Genomic DNA, 385 nt, shown 5'->3' on the forward strand with positions numbered 1-385 from the left:
ATGTAGCCGCTCGTAATGAGGTAGAGCGAACGTTGGTATCGGTATGGCAGTCTGTACTGGGCATCGAACAGATTGGTATTTTGGATAACTTTTTCCATTTGGGTGGCGACTCGATCAAGGGCATTCAGGTGTCTTCGAGACTGCTGCAAAATGGTTACAAGCTGGAAATGAGAGAGCTGTTCCAGTATCCGACGATTGCTGAGCTGAATGGACGGGTGCAGCGGATGACCCGCGTGTCCGACCAAGGAGAAGTCACTGGAAACGTGGCCTTGACACCGATTCAACATTGGTTCATTGAACTGCAGCCCTCCCATCCTGAACACTACAACCAGGCTCTAATGCTGCACCGTGAGGATCGACTGGACGAAACAGCGCTTCGTCAGGC

1 protein-coding gene is annotated in these 385 nt (G+C 51.7%); it reads left to right on the forward strand.

Annotated elements, in window-relative coordinates:
• Window positions 1–385, forward strand: a 385-nt coding sequence (locus AC5V8P_RS26175) for a phosphopantetheine-binding protein (RefSeq protein ID WP_495474129.1), incomplete at both ends; no start/stop codon positions are given.

The organism is Paenibacillus sp. N119s, assembly GCF_059447605.1.